The sequence below is a fragment of the Escherichia sp. KS167_9B genome (genome assembly GCF_030295215.1).
Lineage (GTDB): Bacteria > Pseudomonadota > Gammaproteobacteria > Enterobacterales > Enterobacteriaceae > Escherichia > Escherichia coli_F.
Genome location: NZ_AP025756.1, coordinates 49,934 through 69,275 on the forward strand (window position 1 = coordinate 49,934; position 19,342 = coordinate 69,275).

Here is a 19,342-nt window from a genome sequence, read left to right on the forward strand (position 1 = left end):
CAAATATTACAAACAGGATTTATTTATGTGCAAATATAAATTCTCTTTACCCCGGCTGGATATTACGGGGATGTGGGTATTTTCCCTGGGTGTCTGGTTCCATATTGTTGCCCGCCTGGTTAACAGCAAACCCTGGATGGCATATATCCTGGCTCAGGTTATTTCGGCTGTTCTGGTCCTGTGGGGAGCATATCGTGTGCTTGATACGTGGATTGCCCGTGTCAGTCAGGAAGAGCGTGAGGCACTGGAAGTCAGACAGCAGTTGTTACTGAGAGAACGGAAGGATAATGATGATGAACATGTTTCCCGTTAAATCGCTGTCCGTTGTCCTGCTTTTTCTGGCCGGCTGTACACAGGCATCCACACGTGCGGAAATCGAGCGACTCTGGCATCCGGAGGGAATGGCTGCACGGACAACTCAGCCGGCAGCAGATGGCCAGGAGCGACAGGCGAAAACAGCAACCCGCTGGTTCCGCCTCAGCAACGGAACTCAGGTCAACCTTGCTGACTGGAAAGTGGTGCTGTTCATGCAGGGGCGATGTCCGTACTGTCACCAGTTTGACCCGGTACTGAAACAGCTGGCACAGCAGTATGGCTTTTCCGTATTTCCCTATACCCTGGATGGTCAGGGTGATACGGCCTTCCCGCAGGCGTTACCTGCACCACCGGATGTACTGAAAACATTCTTCCCGAATATCCCGGTGGCCACACCGACCACCTTCCTGGTCAATGTCAACACGCTTGAGGCATTACCGCTTTTACAGGGGGCAACGGATGCTGCCGGTTTTATGGCGCGGATGGATACCGTTCTGCAGATGTACGGAGGGAAAAAAGGTGCGAAATAAGCAGGTGGTGTTACTCATTGCCGGAATATCCGGCATCGCGACCGGAATCATCGTCAGCCTGAATATCCCCTTTATCCGTCAGGGGCTTTTTTATCCCTCCAGCCCTGCTGAAATTGTCGTTTCGCTGTGTCTTACCTTTTCTGTTTCTGTTGTGTTTTTTGTGGGGGCAATTATGGGATGGATTTCGGTGTCTGAAATATATTACAGCCGCATGACCGGTCTGAATGAATCATCAGAAATATCAGAGGAAACTTATGATGACAGAAAACAAAAAGAATCAGGAATTCAAAATCAGAAAAATTAAACGGGATATTGAGCGCAGTTGTGATAATACCGAAAAACACTTCTGGCTTTTCGTGGTTTTCTTTGTTGCCGGATTGCTTTTATGGCACTGTATGCATGCTATTTTCAGCGCCGGTATTGATTCGTGGAAAACAGAGTCGGAATTAAATAATTTGATTTATATGTGGAACATTCTGATGTATGCAATTCCGTATACGTTATATGCGCTTGCAGCAGGGTTTCTTGTTACATTTTTTCTTTCCCCAATGTATGAATTAATATTCGGGAATATCATGATATTCCTGCTGAAACGTCGTATGTGCCGGGAGAACAAATTATGGGAGGGCAATAATGATGCCGCGCATTAAATCTCTTTTTGTTCTTTGTGCCGTCTTACTGACGGTGACGCCTGCTGTGTCTGCAGACGTCAACAGCGACATGAACCAGTTCTTTAACAAGCTGGGGTTTGCCACCAATACCACCCAGGCCGGAGTCTGGCAGGGGCAGGCTGCCGGGTATGCCTATGGCGGTTCTCTGTATGCCCGTAATCAGGTCAGAAATATCCAGCTTATCTCCATGACACTGCCGGATATCAATGCAGGGTGTGGCGGCATCGATGCTTATCTCGGCTCATTCAGTTTTATTAATGGTGAGCAGCTGCAGCGTTTTGTTAAGCAGATTATGAGTAACGCGATGGGTTACTTTTTTGACCTTGCCCTGCAGACAACGGTGCCCGAAATCAAAACCGCGAAAGATTTCCTGCAGAAGATGGCGAATGACATTAACAGTATGAACCTCAGTAGCTGTCAGGTGGCCCAGGGGCTTGTGGGTGGTCTGTTCCCTCAGACGCAGGAATCTCAGCGGAAAGTCTGCCAGGACATTGGCAGTGAAAGCAATATCTTTGCTGACTGGGCCGCTTCCCGTCAGGGGTGCACGGTCGGAGGGCAGTCCTCAGCGGTTCGTGACAAGGCCAGCGATAAGGACAAGGAGCGGGTACTGAAAAACATCAATATCATCTGGGATTCTCTGTCCAAAAACAGGATGCTTGATGGTAACAAGGAGCTGAAAGAGTTCATTATGACGCTCACCGGTACGCTGATTTTTGGTGAAGACAGTGAGATTACCCCTCTTCCTGCACGAACCACTGACCGCGATATTGTCCGGGCGATTATGGAAGGGGGCACCGCGAAAATTTATCACTGCAATGATTCGGATAAGTGCCTCAACGTGGTGGCCGATGCGAATGTGACCATCAGTAAGGACAGGGCGCTCAAGTCACAGATAGCAAAACTGCTCACCAGTATTCAGAACAAGGCGCTCAGTGATTCTCCGCTGGCTGAGAACGAAAAAACCTTCATTCAGAGCACCACCATTCCTGTTTTCAGATATCTGGTTGACCCACTGATGCTGGGCGTATCCAACAGTGTGCTCTACCAGCTGACGGACTATATCGGTTACGACATCATGCTCCAGTACATTCAGGAACTGCTTCAGCAGGCCCGGGCGATGATTTCCACCGGGAACTACCCGCAGGCGGTCCTGGACAGTGTGCTCGATAACCTTAATCAGGCGCAGCAACAGATTGCCATTTTCCAGAGCCAGGTGCAGGTCCAGCAGGATGCACTGCTGGTCGTTGACCGTCAGATGAGCTACATGCGCCAGCAGTTGTCTGCCCGTATGCTCAGCCGTTACCAGAATAATTATCACTTCGGGGGAGGCGTACAGTGAACGAGGTCTATGTCATCGCCGGTGGGGAGTGGTTACGGAACAACCTGAATGCCATCGCTGCCTTTATGAGTACCCGGACGTGGGATTCCATCGAAAAAATTGCGCTCACCCTGTCTGTTGTTGCTGTGGCGTTTATGTGGGTACAGCGACATAACGTGATGGATTTGCTGGGATGGGTTGCCGTGTTCGTGCTTATCAGTCTGCTGATTAATGTCCGCACATCGGTGCAGATTATTGATAACAGTGACCTGGTGCAGGTTCATCGTGTGGACAATGTGCCGGTCGGGCTGGCGATGCCATTATCGCTGACAACACGTATCGGGCATGCAATGGTGGCCGGCTATGAGATGGTTTTCGCTCAGCCGGACAGCACCACCTACAGTAAAACCGGAATGCTGTTCGGGGCGAATCTGATAGTGAAAAGCACCGATTTTCTCTCCCGGAATCCCGAAATCATCAACCTGTTTCAGGACTACGTTCAGAATTGCGTGCTGGGTGATATTTACCTGAATCATAAATACACGCTGGAAGACCTGATGGTGGCTGATGACCCCTATACTGTGATTTTTTCCCGGCCCAGCCCGCTGCGGGGGGTATATGACAGTAATAATAATTTTGTCAGCTGCAAGGATGCGTCGGTCACGCTGAAAGACAAGCTGAATCTTGATACAAAGACCGGAGGTAAGACCTGGCATTATTATGTGCAGCAGTTATTTGGCGGCAGACCGGACCCTGACCTGTTATTCAGGGAACTGCTCAGTGACAGTTACAGCTATTTCTACGGTGCCAGCCAGTCGGCCAGCCAGATTATGCGTAAGAATGTGACAATAAATGCACTGAAAGAGGGTATCACCAGTAATGCGGCCCGTAACGGTGATACGGCCAGCCTGGTGAGTCTGGCCACCACCTCATCAATGGAGAAACAGCGTCTGGCGCACGTCTCTGTCGGACATGTAATAATGCGAAACCTGCCGATGGTCCAGACCATTCTGACCGGAATAACCATTGGTATTTTCCCGCTTCTGGTACTGGCTGCTGCATTTAACAAAATGACACTGCCGGTGCTGAAGGGTTATGTGTTTGCCCTTATGTGGCTGCAGACCTGGCCTCTGCTGTACGCCATTCTGAACAGTGCCATGACATTCTATGCGAAGCAGAACGGTGCCCCGGTGGTGTTGTCGGAAATCTCTCAGATACAGCTGAAATACTCCGACCTGGCATCAACCGCAGGTTATCTCTCAGCAATGATCCCCCCTCTGTCATGGATGATGGTAAGAGGCCTTGGTGCCGGATTTTCCAGCGTATACAGCCACTTTGCGTCTTCTTCCATCACGCCAACCGCCAGTGCGGCAGGCAGTGTGGTTGACGGTAATTACTCCTACGGCAACATGCAGACGGAGAACGTGAACGGCTTCAGCTGGAGCACCAACAGTACCACGTCATTTGGTCAGATGACGCACCAGACCGGCAGTGGCGCAACCGCCACGCAGACCCGTGACGGCAGTATGGTGATGGATGCGAGCGGGGCAATGTCCCGTTTGCCGGTTGGTATTAATGCAACGCGTCAGATTGCGGCGGCACAACAGGAAATGGCCCGGGAGTCGATGAATAAGGCGGAAAGTGCCCTGCATGGTTTCAGCAGCAGTATTGCCAGTGCCTGGAACACCCTCAGCCAGTTTGGCTCTAACCGGGGGAGCAGTGATTCAGTCACCGGTGGCGCTGACAGTACGATGAGTGCGCAGGACTCCATGATGGCCAGCCGTATGCGCAGTGCAGTGGAAAGCTATGCGAAGGCGCATAATATCAGTAATGAGCAGGCGACTCAGGAGCTGGCATCAACAAGTTCTAAGTTTTCGTATGGGGGATATGCTGATGCTCATGCTGAATGGGGGATTAAACCTGAAATTCTTGGCGTCGGTGGTGGATTAGGTGTCAGAGGGGGATTCAAGGGGAGTCTTGATCGCACGGATGATGACTCACATTCAGCAAGTAGTGGCAGCAGAGCCAGCCATGATGCTCGCCATGATATTGACGCTAAAGCCAGTAAGGACTTTAAAGAGGCCAGCGATTACTTTATGAATCGCAAGGTCAGTGAATCCGGCAGCCATACGGACAATAATGCCGATTCCCGTGTGGACCAGTTGTCTGCCGCCCTGAACTCAGCGAAACAGAGTTACGACCAGTACACGACGAATATGACCCGCAGCCATGAATATGCGGAAATGGCTTCCCGTACTGAAAGTATGAGTGGGCAGATGAGTGAAGACCTGTCGCAACAGTTTGCACAGTATGTGATGAAGCGCGCACCGCAGGATGCGGAAGCTATTCTGACAAATACCAGTTCACCGGATATTGCAGAACGCCGTCGGGCGATGGCGTGGTCTTTTGTGCAGGAACAGGTGCAGCCTGGTGTTGATAATGCCTGGCGTGAATCCCGTGGCGATATTGGGAAAGGTATGGAGAGCGTACCTTCGGGTGGTGGCAGCCAGGATATTATTGCTGACCATCAGGAGCATCAGGCCATTATTGAGCAAAGAACGCAGGACAGTAATATCCGTAATGATGTAAAACATCAGGTTGATAATATGGTCACAGAATACCGAGGCAATATCGGGGATACTCAGAGCAGTATACGTGGCGAAGAAAATATTGTAAGAGGGCAGTATTCTGAACTGCAAAATCACCATAAAACAGAGGCATTATCTCAGGGTAATAAATATAATGAAGAGCGAGAAAGTCAAAAGATAATACCTGAACCATCAGAAGAGGCTGTGAAAAAAATGATTGATGATAAAAAGGATCGACTGAAGGGGCCATTATGATCACTCATTATGATATAAAAATGGAAACTCAAAGGTTAAAGGCTGTTTTGTCTAATGAGGGCGTAAATATACCTCCCTTACTTCAGGTGATAAGACCTGGAGTGTGTGTTTTTTTATTTGTTTTTCTGTGGCCGACATTTGTTCAATTTTTACTATACCATGACTCTCCTAGGTATTCAGGAGTTGATGTATGTATTAGTGGTATGATGGGGTTGATTCTTTTTGTGGCTATTACAAATGGAATGATGCTGTATCTTTCAATTCCAGATAAATTTAGATCTGAGTCTAAGATAGTTATATGTATGTATTCAAAAGCCAAATCATACATATACTCATTCTTGATTGTCTTTTCTTTAATATCGTTTATGCATTCTTTCTTATATGTGTTTACATTGATTGTTTTATATGCTTTATTCCTTTTGCTCTATCTTATTGATATAAGTCGCTATAAATTATCTGGGATTGTTGCAGTTATACAATCATTGAAAAAAGAGTCTGTTAGTTAAAAGGATATTCTGGATGAAAACAAAAAAATTGATGATGGTCACCCTGGTCAGTTCCACTCTGGTCCTTTCAGGGTGTGGTGCGATGAGCACAGCAATCAAGAAGCGTAATCTTGAAGTCAAAACTCAGATGAGTGAAACCATCTGGCTGGAGCCTTCCAGTGAACGCACCGTTTTCCTGCAAATCAAAAACACATCTGACAAGGATATGAGCGGATTGCAGGCAAAAATCAGTGATGCCGTTAAAGCCAAAGGCTACCAGGTTGTGACCTCACCTGACAAGGCATACTACTGGATCCAGGCCAATGTCCTGAAGGCAGACAAAATGGATCTGCGGGAGTCCCAGACCTGGCTGAACAGCGGTTATGAAGGTGCCATTGCCGGTGCAGCATTGGGCACCGGCATCACAGGATATAACTCCAGCTCTGCCGGTGCGGCGCTGGGTGTAGGGATTGCCACAGGGTTGATTGGTATGGCTGCCGATGCAATGGTGGAGGATATCAACTACACCATGATCACGGATGTGCAGATTGCAGAGCGGACAACATCGAAAGTCAGAACTGATAATGTTGCAGCTCTCCGTCAGGGAACCTCCGGTGCAAAAGTGCAGACCAGCACATCAACCGGAAATCAGCATAAATACCAGACCCGTGTGGTATCTAATGCCAACAAGGTTAACCTGAAGTTTGAAGAAGCGAAGCCTGTACTGGAAGACCAGCTGGCTAAATCCATCGCGAACATCCTGTAAATTACCCATCCGGCCCGGACAGATTGTACAGGGCCGATATTCCTGTCCCGGATGAATAGATGAACCGTGCAGAATCTCGTCTCTCGCAGGTACTCTTTCTGCTGGGCTATGACAGTGAAAAGTATCCTGAGCATGTATGTCGGGAGCTATTAAAAGAACTTTACCGGTTTGCTGATGCAACCGGAGATTCTGAACTGGCCATAGCCTGCCAGAGATACCTGACAGCACTGGAACCGTTCTCTGCATATGAGATCGGCGTAAGCGCAACAGAATATCTTCCTGTGAGTGAATATCCGACCGGACGTCGCAGAAGAAAATAGCTGACGCCTCGCGTTGCTCGTTGTCCAACCCCGGGAAGTAACAAAATAAATTTTGTCACTTCCCGGCGTTTCCGAAATAAATATGAGAACACTGAACGGTTGTGCAAAATCTTTGTGCGACCGTGAAGTGTTGCCGGCGAAGCCGGAAGCTTCCGGAGAAAGTCATTATGACATCAGACAATATCGCTGAATATGTTGGTGAAAATAATCAATTTACTGAGAAGCCTGTAACTGAATACTCCCCGGTGATACAGGATAATACAGCGACCACAAAAGATTATCTGTACAGCAATAATATTGATACTGACCTTTTAGTGGTTATCGGAGGGCTTGTTGTTATATTGTTTCTCATGATGCTTGTCATGCACTTTATTAATTCTCTCAGGCATAAGGAATTAACTGAAATACTGACAAAAATATCTTTTCCTGAAGAATCCGGGAGCAATCCGCTGAAGCCGGAAGAGGGCCGCTGTAATTTGTTGTCCCTGTGTGTGCTGGCCCCGGTATTCTGTACACCCAAAAAGCTGGCAGAAGTCTCCAGACAGATCATCGTGACCAGTGCGCAGGAAATTGCCTGGACGCCCGGGAGTAGCCGTATTGATGGTGAGCAGGAAGAAAATATTACCTGGTCTCTGTCGTCACAGACTCATGCCGATAAATACGATCTCATCAATAAAACGTCCCGTGTTTCTCCTGACAGTGGCCACTTTTATGAACCGGGCACGGCTCTGGATTATCGTGAACGGGTACGCCTTTTTATTCAGATCCAGTTTCCGCATGAGAGTGACTGGTCTGAAATATTGCGCCTGACTGATATCGTGCTGGAAAAAGTTTCTTCCGGCAGGCCAGCAGGCGGCTATCACCACCGGTATACAGGGTATACATGGTTTGTTCTGTGAATGTATTCCACACCGCTCTTTTCTGCTCTGTTCCTGACTTTCCCGGAGTTTCATCATGAGTTTTAACGCAAAGGATATGACCCAGGGCGGTCAGATTGCATCCATGCGTATCCGCATGTTCAGCCAGATCGCCAATATTATTTTCTACTGCCTGTTTATTTTTTTCTGGATCCTCGTTGGTCTGGTCCTGTGGATGAAAATAAGCTGGCAGACCTTCATCAATGGCTGTATTTACTGGTGGTGTACCACGCTGGAAGGCATGCGGGATTTAATCAGGTCCCAGCCGGTCTATGAGATCCAGTATTACGGCAAAACCTTCCGGATGAACGCGGCTCAGGTACTGCATGATAAATATATGATCTGGTGCAGTGAGCAGTTATGGTCCGCCTTCGTGCTGGCTGCTGTTGTGGCACTGGTTATTTGCCTGATTACCTTTTTTGTCACGACCTGGATTCTGGGGCATCAGGGTAAACAACAGAGCGAAAATGAAGTCACAGGTGGTCGTCAGCTGACAGACAACCCGAAAGAGGTTGCCCGGATGCTGAAAAAAGACGGCAAGGACTCCGATATCCGGATTGGCGACCTGCCGATTATCCGGGATTCCGAAATCCAGAACTTCTGTCTGCACGGCACTGTCGGGGCCGGTAAGTCGGAGGTTATCCGTCGTCTGGCCAACTACGCCCGTCAGCGTGGCGATATGGTGGTGATTTATGACCGTTCGGGGGAATTTGTTAAAAGTTACTATGATCCCTCCATCGATAAGATCCTGAATCCGCTGGATGCCCGCTGTGCCGCCTGGGATTTGTGGAAGGAGTGCCTGACACAGCCGGATTTTGATAATACGGCAAATACCCTGATCCCGATGGGTACAAAAGAGGACCCGTTCTGGCAGGGTTCAGGACGTACCATTTTTGCGGAAGCGGCGTACCTGATGCGCAATGACCCCAACCGCAGCTACAGCAAACTGGTGGACACACTGCTTTCCATCAAAATCGAAAAACTGCGTACCTTCCTGCGTAATTCACCGGCGGCCAACCTGGTGGAAGAGAAAATTGAGAAAACGGCGATTTCCATCCGTGCTGTGCTGACCAACTACGTGAAAGCCATCCGTTACCTGCAGGGGATTGAGCATAACGGTGAGTCTTTTACCATCCGTGACTGGATGCGTGGTGTCCGGGAAGATCAGAAAAACGGCTGGCTGTTTATCTCGTCGAATGCCGACACCCATGCCTCCCTGAAGCCGGTGATCTCCATGTGGCTGTCCATTGCCATTCGTGGTCTGCTGGCAATGGGAGAAAACCGTAACCGTCGTGTGTGGTTTTTCTGTGATGAGCTACCCACGTTACACAAACTGCCGGACCTGGTGGAGATCCTGCCGGAAGCCCGTAAGTTCGGTGGCTGTTATGTGTTTGGTATCCAGTCCTATGCCCAGCTGGAAGATATCTACGGTGAGAAAGCGGCTGCCACGCTGTTTGACGTCATGAACACCCGTGCCTTTTTCCGTTCTCCCAGCCATAAGATTGCAGAGTTCGCTGCCGGTGAGATTGGTGAGAAAGAGCACCTGAAAGCCAGCGAGCAGTATTCCTACGGTGCTGATCCGGTACGTGACGGGGTATCGACCGGTAAGGATATGGAGCGCCAGACGCTGGTCAGTTATTCCGACATTCAGTCTCTGCCGGATCTGACCTGTTATGTCACCCTGCCCGGACCGTATCCGGCAGTAAAACTCTCACTGAAATATCAGGCACGTCCGAAGGTTGCCCCTGAGTTTATTCCGCGTGACATCAACCCGGAAATGGAGAACCGTCTGAGTGCCGTGCTTGCTGCAAGGGAAGCAGAAGGTCGCCAGATGGCCAGTCTCTTCGAACCGGAGGTTGTCTCCGGAGAAGACGTGACTCAGGCTGAACAGCCACAACAGCCAGTGTCTTCTGTCATCAATGATAAGAAGTCAGATGCAGGTGTGAGTGTTCCGGCAGGGGGGATCGAGCAGGAGCTGAAAATGAAACCGGAAGAAGAGATGGAACAGCAACTGCCACCCGGGATCAGTGAATCCGGTGAAGTGGTGGATATGGCCGTTTATGAGGCATGGCAACGGGAGCAGAATCCGGATATCCAGCAGCAGATGCAGCGCCGTGAAGAGGTAAATATCAACGTGCACCGGGAGCGCGGGGAGGATGTCGAGCCGGGAGATGATTTCTGATGATGAGTATCGCGCAGGTCAGATCAGCCGGAAGTGCCGGTAACTATTATACCGACAAGGATAATTACTATGTACTGGGCAGCATGGGGGAACGCTGGGCCGGCAGGGGGGCTGAACAGCTGGGACTGCAGGGCAGTGTCGATAAGGATGTTTTTACCCGTCTTCTGGAGGGAAGGCTGCCGGACGGAGCGGATCTAAGCCGCATGCAGGATGGCAGTAATAAGCATCGTCCCGGCTACGACCTGACCTTCTCCGCCCCCAAAAGTGTCTCCATGATGGCCATGCCAGGTGGCGATAAGCGCCTGATTGATGCACATAATCAGGCCGTGGATTTTGCTGTCCGTCAGGTGGAGGCGCTGGCCTCCACACGGGTGATGACGGACGGACAGTCAGAAACGGTGCTGACCGGTAATCTGGTGATGGCACTGTTTAACCACGACACCAGTCGCGATCAGGAACCACAGTTACACACGCATGCGGTGGTGGCTAATGTCACGCAGCATAACGGCGAGTGGAAGACACTGAGCAGTGACAAAGTGGGGAAAACGGGGTTCATTGAGAATGTGTACGCTAATCAGATTGCCTTTGGCAGGCTCTACCGGGAAAAGCTGAAAGAGCAGGTTGAGGCGCTGGGCTATGAAACCGAAGTGGTCGGTAAGCACGGGATGTGGGAAATGCCGGGCGTACCGGTGGAGGCCTTCTCCGGACGCTCACAGGCTATCCGGGAGGCCGTCGGGGAAGACGCCTCGCTGAAATCCCGGGATGTGGCGGCACTGGATACGCGAAAATCCAAACAGTATGTCGATCCTGAAGTCAGAATGGCTGAATGGATGCAGACGCTGAAGGAAACCGGGTTCGACATCCGGGCATATCGTGACGCGGCGGATCAGCGTGTGGAGAGCCGCATGCAGACGCCCGGGCCAGCTTCACAGGACGGGCCGGATGTGCAGCAGGCGGTGACACAGGCCATTGCCGGATTAAGTGAACGAAAAGTGCAGTTTACGTACACGGACGTGCTGGCCAGAACGGTCGGTATATTGCCGCCGGAAAATGGTGTGATTGAGCGGGCCCGTGCCGGTATCGATGAGGCCATCAGCCGTGAGCAGCTGATTCCCCTCGACCGTGAGAAGGGGCTGTTCACGTCCGGGATTCATGTGCTCGATGAGCTGTCAGTCCGGGCACTCAGTCGTGACATCATGAAACAGAACCGGGTGACTGTACATCCGGAGAAAAGTGTCCCCCGGACGACCGGTTACAGCGATGCTGTCAGCGTTCTGGCACAGGACCGTCCGTCGCTGGCCATTGTGTCCGGGCAGGGCGGTGCAGCCGGGCAGCGTGAGCGGGTGGCCGAGCTGGCAATGATGGCCCGGGAGCAGGGGCGGGAAGTGCAGATTATCGCCGCTGACCGTCGCTCGCAGATGAACCTGAAGCAGGATGAGCGGCTGTCCGGTGAGCTGATAACCGGGCGGCGTCAGCTGCTGGAGGGCATGGCCTTCACACCGGGAAGTACTGTTATCGTTGACCAGGGCGAAAAACTCTCCCTGAAAGAGACGTTAACCCTGCTGGACGGTGCCGCACGTCATAACGTACAGGTCCTGATAAGCGACAGCGGACAGCGAACCGGTACAGGCAGTGCGCTGATGGCCATGAAAGATGCCGGGGTGAACACATATCGCTGGCAGGGGGGAGAGCAGCGACCGGCAACCATCATCAGTGAACCGGACCGGAATGTCCGCTATGCCCGGCTGGCCGGGGACTTTGCGGCCAGCGTGAAAGCCGGAGAAGAGAGCGTGGCACAGGTCAGCGGAGTACGGGAACAGGCCATACTGACACAGGCCATTCGCAGTGAGCTGAAAACACAGGGCGTGCTCGGACACCCGGAGGTGACCATGACTGCACTGTCACCGGTCTGGCTGGACAGCCGGAGCCGTTATCTGCGGGATATGTATCGCCCGGGGATGGTGATGGAGCAGTGGAACCCGGAGACACGCAGTCATGACCGTTATGTGATAGACCGGGTGACGGCGCAGAGTCACAGCCTGACCCTGCGGGATGCGCAGGGCGAAACGCAGGTGGTGCGTATTTCCTCCCTGGACAGCAGCTGGTCGCTGTTCCGGCCGGAAAAAATACCGGTGGCAGAGGGCGAGCGTCTGAGGGTGACGGGAAAAATCCCCGGACTCCGCATCTCCGGCGGTGACCGCCTGCAGGTGGCATCCGTCAGCGAGGACGCGATGACGGTTGTTGTGCCGGGGCGGGCTGAACCGGCCTCCCTGCCTGTTGGCTACTCACCGTTCACGGCACTGAAGCTGGAGAGCGGCTGGGTGGAAACGCCCGGGCATTCCGTCAGTGACAGTGCGACGGTGTTTGCCTCCGTCACACAGATGGCAATGGACAACGCCACCCTGAACGGTCTGGCCCGCAGCGGTCGTGATGTCCGGCTGTATTCCTCACTGGATGAAACCCGTACTGCGGAAAAACTTGCCCGCCATCCGTCCTTTACGGTGGTTTCTGAGCAGATAAAGGCGCGTGCCGGTGAGACATTGCTGGAAACCGCTATCAGTCTGCAGAAAGCCGGGCTTCACACGCCGGCACAGCAGGCCATTCATCTGGCCCTTCCGGTGGTGGAAAGTAAAAACCTGGCCTTCAGCCAGGTGGACCTGCTGACAGAGGCGAAGTCGTTTGCTGCAGAAGGAACCAGTTTTACTGACCTGGGACGGGAAATCAATGCGCAGATAAAACGCGGTGATTTACTGTATGTGGATGTGGCAAAAGGCTATGGCACAGGACTGCTGGTTTCCCGTGCGTCGTATGAGGCAGAAAAGAGCATTCTTCGCCATATTCTCGAAGGTAAGGAGGCGGTCACGCCGCTGATGGAGAGAGTACCTGGCGAACTCATGGAGAAACTGACATCAGGACAGCGCGCCGCCACCCGCATGATACTGGAAACCATCGACCGTTTCACGGTGGTGCAGGGCTATGCCGGTGTGGGTAAGACCACACAGTTCCGGGCGGTGATGTCAGCCGTGAACATGCTGCCGGAGAGTGAGCGTCCCCGTGTTGTGGGGCTGGGGCCCACTCACCGTGCGGTCGGGGAGATGCGCAGCGCCGGCGTGGATGCGCAGACACTGGCGTCCTTTCTGCATGACACGCAGCTGCAGCAGCGCAGCGGAGAAACGCCGGATTTCAGCAACACGCTGTTCCTGCTCGATGAGAGCTCTATGGTGGGCAATACCGACATGGCACGGGCATACGCCCTGATTGCGGCCGGTGGTGGTCGTGCTGTGGCCAGCGGTGACACGGACCAGCTGCAGGCCATCGCGCCCGGTCAGCCTTTCCGTCTCCAGCAGACGCGCAGTGCTGCCGATGTGGCCATCATGAAGGAGATTGTGCGTCAGACGCCGGAACTGCGGGAGGCGGTATACAGCCTGATTAACCGGGATGTGGAAAGAGCATTGTCCGGGCTTGAGAGTGTGAAACCGTCTCAGGTGCCACGTCAGGAGGGCGCCTGGGCACCGGAACACTCCGTGACGGAGTTCAGTCACAGCCAGGAAGCGAAACTGGCAGAAGCGCAGCAGAAGGCGATGCTGAAAGGCGAGGCTTTTCCGGATGTCCCCATGACACTGTATGAAGCCATTGTCCGTGACTATACCGGCAGGACACCGGAAGCACGGGAGCAGACGCTGATTGTCACGCACCTGAATGAAGACCGGCGCGTGCTGAACAGCATGATTCATGATGCACGGGAAAAGGCCGGTGAGCTGGGAAAAGAGCAGGTCATGGTGCCTGTCCTGAATACAGCGAATATACGCGACGGGGAACTGCGTCGTCTCTCCACCTGGGAGAATAACCCGGATGCCCTTGTCCTGGTGGATAATGTGTATCACCGGATTGCCGGTATCAGCAGGGATGACGGGCTGATAATCCTGCAGGATGCGGAAGGTAACACGCGGCTGATTTCGCCCCGGGAGGCGGTGGCTGAAGGTGTCACACTGTACACCCCGGACAAAATCCGGGTGGGGACCGGTGACCGGATGCGCTTCACGAAGAGTGACCGGGAGCGCGGTTATGTGGCCAACAGCGTCTGGACGGTGATGGCGGTTTCCGGTGACAGTGTCACGCTGTCGGACGGACAGCAGACGCGGGTGATTCGCCCCGGTCAGGAGCGGGCAGAGCAACATATTGACCTGGCCTATGCCATCACCGCCCACGGTGCGCAGGGGGCGAGTGAAACCTTTGCCATTGCGCTTGAAGATACGGAAGGTGGCCGGAAACAGATGGCCGGCTTTGAGTCAGCCTACGTGGCCCTGTCGCGTATGAAGCAGCATGTGCAGGTGTACACCGATAACTGTCAGGGCTGGACGGATGCCATTAACAATGCCGTACAGAAAGGAACTGCCCACGATGTGCTGGAGCCGAAACCGGACCGGGAGGTCATGAATGCAGAGCGGCTGTTCAGTACGGCGCGGGAGTTGCGGGACGTGGCAGCTGGCCGTGCCGTTCTCCGTCAGGCAGGGCTGGCCGGGGGAGACAGTCCGGCACGGTTTATTGCTCCGGGGCGCAAATATCCGCAGCCGTATGTGGCCCTGCCGGCCTTTGACCGTAACGGCAGGTCAGCTGGTATCTGGCTGAACCCACTGACCACGGATGACGGAAACGGACTGCGGGGATTCAGTGGTGAAGGACGGGTGAAAGGCAGCGGGGATGCGCAGTTCGTGGCCCTGCAGGGCAGCCGTAACGGAGAAAGCCTGCTGGCTGATAATATGCAGGATGGTGTCCGGATTGCCCGTGATAATCCTGACAGTGGTGTGGTGGTAAGAATTGCCGGTGAAGGTCGCCCGTGGAATCCGGGTGCCATTACCGGCGGTCGCGTGTGGGGGGATATCCCGGGCAACAGCGTCCAGCCGGGGGGCGGAAACGGTGAACCGGTCACGGCAGAGGTACTGGCACAGCGGCAGGCTGAAGAGGCCATCCGTCGTGAAACGGAACGCCGTGCGGATGAGATTGTCAGAAAAATGGCAGAGGAAAAACCTGACCAGCCGGATGACAAAACAGAGCAGGCTGTCAGGGATATTGCCGGGCAGGAGCGTGACCGGGCTGTCACTTCTGAACGGGAAGCCGTACTGCCGGAGAGTGTGCTGCGTGAGCCTCAACGGGTGCAGGACGCTGTCCGGGAGGTTGCCCGGGAAAATCTGTTGCAGGAGCGACTGCAGCAGATGGAGCGGGATATGGTTCGTGACCTGCAGAAAGAGAAAACCCTGGGCGGGGACTGATACAGGAAGACAAACGCTGATGACAACGGATAACACGAACACGACACGTAACGATTCACTGGCTGCCCGGACCGATACCTGGTTGCAGTCGTTGCTGGTCTGGTCACCCGGACAGCGGGATATCATCAAAACGGTGGCACTGGTGCTGATGGTACTGGACCATGCAAACCGCATTCTGCATCTGGACCAGACGTGGATGTTTCTGGCCGGGCGTGGAGCCTTTCCGCTTTTTGCCCTGGTGTGGGGGCTGAATCTGTCCCGCCATGCGCATATCCGGCAGGCGGCCATTAACCGGCTGTGGGGATGGGCTGTGATTGCCCAGTTCGCGTATTATGTTGCCGGCTTTCCCTGGTATGAAGGGAATATCCTGTTTGCCTTTGCGGTTGCGGCACAGATGCTGACGTGGTGTGAAACGCGCAGTTGGTGGCGTTTGGTGGGGGGCATATTGCTGCTGGCAGCGTGGCTGCCTTTGTCCGGCACCAGTTACGGCATTGCCGGGCTACTAATGCTGGCGGTCAGCCACAGGCTGTACAGGGAGAAAGACAGAACGGAACGTCTGGCGCTGGTTGCCTGCCTGCTGGCCGTGATTCCTGCGCTTAACCTCGCCACCAGTGATGCGGCGGCTGTAGCTGGCCTTGTGATGACGGTGCTGACCGTTGGTCTGGTGTCGTGTGCAGGGAAATCACTACCCCGTTTCTGGCCCGGGGATTTTTTCCCGATTTTCTATGCCTGTCATCTGGCTGTGCTGGGTGTTCTGGCTCTGTGACGGGTGTGGTATCTTTGACTGTAACAGGATGATTCGTCAGAGGCAGAACACAGCATGACAGAGCAGGCGGCAAAAAAAGCGCAGGCCAGACAGGCGCTGTCCATTTATCTGAACCTGCCCACACTGTATGAGGCCGTGAACACCCTGAAGCCCTGGTGGCCGGGATTATTTGACGGTGACACCCCCCGGCTTCTGGCCTGCGGTATCCGTGACGTGTTACTGGAAGACGTGGCGCAGCGGAATATCCCGCTCTCGCATAAAAAACTGCGCAGGGCGCTGAAGGCCATTACCCGTTCAGAAAGCTATCTGTGTGCCATGAAAGCCGGTGCCTGCCGGTATGACACGGAAGGGTATGTGACGGAGCATATTTCTCAGGAGGAGGAAGCGTATGCGGCAGCGCGTCTGGATAAAATCCGCCGCCAGAACCGGATAAAGGCAGAACTTCAGGCCGTGCTTGATGAGAAATAAAAAAAAGCCTCCATCAGAGAGAGGAGGCAGAGAAATAAGGCTTAAAAGGAAATAACTTCCGTACCCGAAAGGAAGCCAGTCCACTGAATTATTTACCACAATAATACTGACGACTGAAAGGGAGGGACAGAAAAATGAATGGATTCAGAAACAGTTCACGGAACGGCCAGGTCTGGCGTTACCAGCGTGCCGGCGGGCTGCCTGCATAGCTCCCCGGACAGACTGGCAGCAGTTTGCCCGGAAAAGGGCTGAACACTGCCACCGGCGCTGCCGGGGAAGGGTGTAACGAAAAAAGCAGCCTTCATTACTCCAGAAGGCTGAATAATGCATGAGATTTACTTTTTTAATCTCCGGTCGGGCAGTATGACCGGACAATTCTGAGTAGCACAGAGTTTTTTCCGTATTAAGTCGTGATTTTATATTTTGTGATTTATTTCACAAAATAAGGTGTTATTCAATGTGTGCTGCAATATTCAGGATGTCTGAAATAAAGGAGCCATTTATTTGATATGGAGAATAACATGAGGAAATATATTCCACTGGTATTATTTATCTTTTCATAGCCGGTATTGTCTGCAGATATTCATGGGCAGGTTGTTCGTGTACTGGGCCAGCAGGAAAGTCTGTGCAGAAACTTACGGTTTGAATAAGTTGAACCCCATAAGACTCTGATTAATATAATTTGTGGCACACAGATACTTGCGGGAAAAGTGTTTCGCACTGAATCTTAACTGGAAATGTAAACTATTTTTAACATCCCCCAAATCCTTTTGGGGAACAACCCATGCTTACAATTTCTGCCCCATACATTTTCTCCAGGCACTCCCCTCATTCCCATTGTCGAGGAACGTAGAGGTTGCATATGGAATGCCTCTGATTTTTGTTGATGTGAATGGGCCATCTGACGTCGAAGTTGTACGGAGTTTTGATGTTAGTACGTATTTACCACTTATGCCTTTCTCTGCCAGAGCTTTTGATTTTATGATAACTAAATCTGCACATTTCTCTGCGGCTACATATTGCGGGTCTTTTTCAACCTTTCCAGCACATGCAGTTATCGTTAAAACGGTAGCGGCAGCTAACAACTTACCTAGTTTCATCTTCATACCTTATTGGGTGTATTAAAAACAGTAGGCTGCCAAAGTCTTAAACAAGTTTCAATTCTCCATGACTGCTCAACATCAGCCAGAGGGAATTCCCATTCTGGACCAGCGGGAGCATATGAAAAATAATTTACGGTTTCGCGCTATAGCTGGCTCAAGTTAGGTTGGACCCTGAATATCCAGACAACCAATATCTGATCGCGCCAGTGGTGGCAGTTATTCAGCAACAGGGAATGTGGTATTATCGCGGCGGGTGTCTGAGCCTTTCTGGTTCAGGCAAGACGCAGGTACCAGAAATGCGAAGACCCCACTTGTTAATCCATTAACTCGTGAGGCCTGCATGAAGTACCTTAACACTACTGATTGTAGCCTCTTCCTTGCAGAGAGGTCAAAGTTTATGACGAAATATGCCCTTATCGGGTTGCTCGCCGTGTGCGCTACGGTGTTGTGTTTTTCACTGATATTCAGGGAACGGTTATGTGAGCTGAATATTCACAGGGGAAATACAGTGGTGCAGGTAACTCTGGCCTACGAAGCACGGAAGTAAGCTGCCGGGCGGGGACGGAAGTCCCCGCTTTCCGGAAGTGTGAGGTATTTCAGGGGCAGACATCCGACATGCCAGAAACAGCCGGTCCCGCCCGGGGCCGGCACCCAGGTTCAGGCATTTCCAGCTTTTCAGTCATTTCATTATCAAAATCACATTAAACGGTCGTAATCAGACATGATTTGTGCGCCAACACAGATCATTGTCACAATTCTCAAGTCGCTGATTTCAAAAAACTGTAGTATCCTCTGCGAAACGATCCCTGTTTAAGTATTGAGGAGGCGAGATGTCGCAGACAGAAAATGCAGTGACTTCCTCATCAGGTAACAAGCGTGCATACCGGAAAGGTAACCCTGTTCCGGCCAGAGAGAGGCAAAGGGCTTCTCTAGCTCGCAGAAGCAACACTCATAAGGCTTTTCATGCGGTTATCCAGGCCCGGTTAAAAGACAGGCTGAGTGAACTGGCAGATGAGGAAGGTATTACCCAGGCGCAGATGCTTGAAAAACTGATTGAATCAGAGCTGAAACGCAGAGCGACTTTGTAAATATTCACATTCTTGCTTATCTCAGGCGTGAGTGATAGATTGCTGATCGTTTAAGGAATTTTGTGGCTGGCCACGCCATAAGGTGGCAGGGAACTGGTTCTGATGTGGATTTACAGGAACCAGAAAAGCAAAAACCCCGATAATCTTCATCTAGTTTGGCGACGAGGAGAAGATTACCGGGGTCCACTTAAACCGTATAGCCAACAATTCAGCTATGCGGGGAGTATAGTTATATGCCCGGAAAAGTTCAAGACTTCTTTCTGTGCTCACTCCACCTGCGCATTGTAAGTGCAGGATGGT

The 19,342-nt window shown here is 52.2% G+C and carries 17 protein-coding genes and 3 pseudogenes; 18 read left to right on the forward strand and 2 right to left on the reverse strand.

Annotated features, from left to right (window positions below):
- Positions 1 to 25: 25 nt before the first annotated feature.
- The 16 genes and pseudogenes from traQ to QUE34_RS28285 form a co-directional block, all read left to right on the forward strand.
- On the forward strand, positions 26 to 313 hold the full coding sequence (traQ, locus tag QUE34_RS28210) for a type-F conjugative transfer system pilin chaperone TraQ (protein ID WP_000335419.1): 288 nt from the start codon (positions 26 to 28) through the stop codon (positions 311 to 313).
- Positions 300 to 845 carry a type-F conjugative transfer system pilin assembly thiol-disulfide isomerase TrbB gene (gene trbB, locus QUE34_RS28215; protein ID WP_024212143.1) on the forward strand — a complete coding sequence of 182 codons (546 nt, stop codon included), beginning with the start codon at positions 300 to 302 and terminating at the stop codon, positions 843 to 845. Before traQ ends, trbB begins: the two co-directional genes overlap by 14 nt.
- Positions 835 to 1,149: a P-type conjugative transfer protein TrbJ gene (gene trbJ / locus QUE34_RS28220; RefSeq protein ID WP_001244894.1), complete on the forward strand. Its 315-nt coding sequence runs from the start codon at positions 835 to 837 to the stop codon at positions 1,147 to 1,149. The genes trbB and trbJ overlap by 11 nt, the downstream gene beginning before the upstream one ends.
- Positions 1,103 to 1,495: an F-type conjugal transfer protein TrbF gene (trbF, locus tag QUE34_RS28225; RefSeq protein WP_000138367.1), complete on the forward strand. Its 393-nt coding sequence runs from the start codon at positions 1,103 to 1,105 to the stop codon at positions 1,493 to 1,495. The genes trbJ and trbF overlap by 47 nt, the downstream gene beginning before the upstream one ends.
- Positions 1,482 to 2,855 carry a conjugal transfer pilus assembly protein TraH gene (gene traH / locus QUE34_RS28230; RefSeq protein WP_024212142.1) on the forward strand — a complete coding sequence of 458 codons (1,374 nt, stop codon included), beginning with the start codon at positions 1,482 to 1,484 and terminating at the stop codon, positions 2,853 to 2,855. The genes trbF and traH overlap by 14 nt, the downstream gene beginning before the upstream one ends.
- Positions 2,852 to 5,677: a conjugal transfer mating-pair stabilization protein TraG gene (gene traG, locus QUE34_RS28235; RefSeq protein ID WP_137538702.1), complete on the forward strand. Its 2,826-nt coding sequence runs from the start codon at positions 2,852 to 2,854 to the stop codon at positions 5,675 to 5,677. Before traH ends, traG begins: the two co-directional genes overlap by 4 nt.
- Positions 5,674 to 6,183, forward strand: a complete 510-nt coding sequence (gene traS, locus QUE34_RS28240) for a conjugal transfer entry exclusion protein TraS (RefSeq protein ID WP_050864282.1) — start codon at positions 5,674 to 5,676, stop codon at positions 6,181 to 6,183. The genes traG and traS overlap by 4 nt, the downstream gene beginning before the upstream one ends.
- Positions 6,184 to 6,196: 13 nt before the next feature.
- Positions 6,197 to 6,928 carry a conjugal transfer complement resistance protein TraT gene (traT, locus tag QUE34_RS28245; protein WP_000850432.1) on the forward strand — a complete coding sequence of 244 codons (732 nt, stop codon included), beginning with the start codon at positions 6,197 to 6,199 and terminating at the stop codon, positions 6,926 to 6,928.
- Between the two features lie 59 nt (positions 6,929 to 6,987).
- Positions 6,988 to 7,248: a hypothetical protein gene (locus QUE34_RS28250; protein WP_001077900.1), complete on the forward strand. Its 261-nt coding sequence runs from the start codon at positions 6,988 to 6,990 to the stop codon at positions 7,246 to 7,248.
- 167 nt (positions 7,249 to 7,415) lie between these two features.
- The gene (locus tag QUE34_RS28255) at positions 7,416 to 8,147 is read left to right on the forward strand and encodes a hypothetical protein (RefSeq protein ID WP_123000878.1); all 732 of its coding nucleotides are present in this window, start codon (positions 7,416 to 7,418) and stop codon (positions 8,145 to 8,147) included.
- A 55-nt stretch (positions 8,148 to 8,202) separates the two neighbouring features.
- Positions 8,203 to 10,347 (forward strand): type IV conjugative transfer system coupling protein TraD, encoded by a 2,145-nt coding sequence (gene traD / locus QUE34_RS28260; RefSeq protein ID WP_137546956.1) that lies wholly within the window; start codon positions 8,203 to 8,205, stop codon positions 10,345 to 10,347.
- Complete coding sequence (gene traI / locus QUE34_RS28265; RefSeq protein ID WP_137529292.1) at positions 10,347 to 15,617, forward strand: conjugative transfer relaxase/helicase TraI; 5,271 nt, start codon at positions 10,347 to 10,349, stop codon at positions 15,615 to 15,617. The genes traD and traI overlap by 1 nt, the downstream gene beginning before the upstream one ends.
- Before the next feature lie 19 nt (positions 15,618 to 15,636).
- Complete coding sequence (traX, locus tag QUE34_RS28270) at positions 15,637 to 16,383, forward strand: conjugal transfer pilus acetylase TraX (RefSeq protein ID WP_096912997.1); 747 nt, start codon at positions 15,637 to 15,639, stop codon at positions 16,381 to 16,383.
- 60 nt (positions 16,384 to 16,443) lie between these two features.
- A pseudogene (locus QUE34_RS28275) lies at positions 16,444 to 16,851 on the forward strand (fertility inhibition protein FinO); the annotation flags it as partial.
- 134 nt (positions 16,852 to 16,985) lie between these two features.
- A pseudogene (locus QUE34_RS28280) lies at positions 16,986 to 17,137 on the forward strand (hypothetical protein).
- 235 nt (positions 17,138 to 17,372) lie between these two features.
- Positions 17,373 to 17,459, forward strand: a pseudogene (locus QUE34_RS28285) (thermonuclease family protein); the annotation flags it as partial.
- A gap of 180 nt (positions 17,460 to 17,639) precedes the next feature.
- On the opposite strand, the gene QUE34_RS28290 reads toward QUE34_RS28285, so the two are convergent.
- Positions 17,640 to 17,951, reverse strand: a complete 312-nt coding sequence (locus tag QUE34_RS28290; protein ID WP_000765906.1) for a hypothetical protein — start codon at positions 17,949 to 17,951, stop codon at positions 17,640 to 17,642.
- Between the two features lie 400 nt (positions 17,952 to 18,351).
- Between QUE34_RS28290 and QUE34_RS28295 the strand changes: the two genes are divergently transcribed.
- Positions 18,352 to 18,501, forward strand: coding sequence for a Hok/Gef family protein (locus tag QUE34_RS28295; RefSeq protein ID WP_001312851.1), 150 nt, complete (start codon positions 18,352 to 18,354; stop codon positions 18,499 to 18,501).
- Between the two features lie 283 nt (positions 18,502 to 18,784).
- On the forward strand, positions 18,785 to 19,042 hold the full coding sequence (locus QUE34_RS28300) for a replication regulatory protein RepA (protein WP_000083834.1): 258 nt from the start codon (positions 18,785 to 18,787) through the stop codon (positions 19,040 to 19,042).
- A gap of 21 nt (positions 19,043 to 19,063) precedes the next feature.
- On the opposite strand, the gene QUE34_RS28515 is transcribed toward QUE34_RS28300, so the two are convergent.
- The gene (locus QUE34_RS28515; RefSeq protein ID WP_072034643.1) at positions 19,064 to 19,192 is read right to left on the reverse strand and encodes a replication protein RepA; all 129 of its coding nucleotides are present in this window, start codon (positions 19,190 to 19,192) and stop codon (positions 19,064 to 19,066) included.
- Between the last annotated feature and the right edge of the window lie 150 nt (positions 19,193 to 19,342).